We start from the raw sequence: 1,333 nt of genomic DNA on the forward strand, positions 1-1,333 counted from the left end.
TGGAAGCCAGCCGAGCGCTGGACGGGCGCGCAGGCGCAGGAGCGGATGCCCGGCGCGGCGGTCAGCTCACGCGGTCGACGGTGAACCGGACCAGCCGCCGCAGCGCCTCGTTCGCGGGACCGGCGGGCAGCACGTCCAGCTCGGCCATGGCGTCCGCCACGTACTGCTCGAGCGTCGCCCGCGCGCGCCGCATCCCCTCGGAGGCGCGGAGGAGATCCAGGGCCTCGTGGACCTCGGAGTCGTCGGTCAGCGGCTGCGCCAACAGTTCACGGAGGCGGTCGCCGTCGGTGGAACCGGCCTCGAGCGCGTAGATCATGGGCAGCGTGTGCACACCCTCGCGCAGGTCGGTCCCGGGAGTCTTGCCCGAGTCGGACGACGGAGAGGCGATGTCGATGATGTCGTCGGCGATCTGGAACGCGATCCCCACGGCGTCTCCCAGCCGTCGCAGACTCTGGATCTGCTCGTCGGAGGCGCCGGAGTACTCGCCGCCGAACTGGGCGGCGGCCGCGATCAGCGACCCGGTCTTCTCCCAGATCACGCGGAGATAGTGACCGGCGGCGTCGGCGGCGTCCCCGCCGTCGCCCGGACCGACCGTCTCCCGCATCTGCCCGGTGACCAGTTCCGCGAAGGTCTGGGCGATGAGCTGGACCGCGGCCGGGCCGAGGTCCGCCAGGAGCATGGAGGAGTGGGCGAAGAGGAAGTCGCCGGCGAGGATCGCGGTGGAGTTGTCCCAGCGGCTGTTGGCGGACTCCACGCCGCGGCGCACGGCCGCCTCGTCCATCACGTCGTCGTGATAGAGCGTGGCCAGGTGGATCATCTCGCACACCACGGCGGCCTTGACCAGGCGCTCGCGGTCGGGTTCCGGACCGAGCTCTCCGGTGAGCAGGGTGACGACGGGGCGGAAGCGCTTCCCGCCGGCGGTGACCAGGTGCAGGGCGACCTCGGTGAGGAAGTCCTCCCCGGTCTCGAGTCGGCTCACCAGGAGCTCCTCGACCTCCACCAGTCGCGCCCTCAGCAGCGCCGCGAGATCCGCGTCGCCGACGTCCACGCCCGCCACCACATGGTCGGGCGCCGTCTCAGCGGTGCCGGTCGTCACAGAATCGCTCGACATCCTCATTCGTCCTCGTCGCCTGGTGCGGACCGGCATCGACCGACCCTGACGACAGACTACGGTCCCCACCCGGGGGCTGCGGCACCCCACCCCGGCCGAGGTCGGCGCCGACCGGTCCGGCGCGGACCTGCCACCATGGAGCGCATGGACCCACGGCCGCGACCTCCCGCTTCGACCGATGTCCTCGTGGTGGGGTGCGGGCCCGCCGGTTCGGCGACCGCC

At 72.2% G+C, this 1,333-nt stretch carries 1 protein-coding gene; it reads right to left on the bottom strand.

Annotation, left to right across the window (positions count from 1 at the left end; translation table 11 throughout):
- Window positions 1-61: 61 nt before the first annotated feature.
- On the bottom strand, window positions 62-1,111 hold the full coding sequence (locus tag G6018_RS01230) for a polyprenyl synthetase family protein (RefSeq protein WP_179523186.1): 1,050 nt from the start codon (window positions 1,109-1,111) through the stop codon (window positions 62-64).
- Window positions 1,112-1,333 lie beyond the last annotated feature (222 nt).

The organism is Dietzia sp. DQ11-44 (assembly GCF_014145205.1).
GTDB classification, from domain to species: domain Bacteria; phylum Actinomycetota; class Actinomycetes; order Mycobacteriales; family Mycobacteriaceae; genus Dietzia; species Dietzia natronolimnaea.